This window comes from Tabrizicola oligotrophica (genome assembly GCF_011008935.1).
GTDB classification, from domain to species: Bacteria; Pseudomonadota; Alphaproteobacteria; order Rhodobacterales; family Rhodobacteraceae; genus Tabrizicola_A; species Tabrizicola_A oligotrophica.
Map to the genome: position 1 here is coordinate 1 of NZ_JAAIVJ010000058.1, position 251 is coordinate 251.

Sequence of the window (251 nt, forward strand, 5' to 3'; positions counted from 1 at the left end):
GACTACATCGAGTTCTTCTACAACCCGCAGCGCAAACACGTTAGGAACGGCATGCTGTCACCGATCGCCTTCGAACAGCAGCAAAAACTGAAACTGCGAGGCGTCTAGGAAACTAGGGGCGATTCAGACCAACCATCATCCGGGCGAAGACCCCCTTGTCGCTCCACCGCTTCCAACGGTTGTAGAGGGTCTTCGGAGGGCCATACTCCTTCGGTGCATCGCACCATCTCAACCCATTGCGATTGATAAAG

General features: G+C 54.6%; 1 pseudogene. It reads right to left on the bottom strand.

The window, feature by feature from the left end:
* Nucleotides 1–124: 124 nt before the first annotated feature.
* Nucleotides 125–251, bottom strand: a pseudogene (locus G4Z14_RS18810) (transposase); the annotation flags it as partial.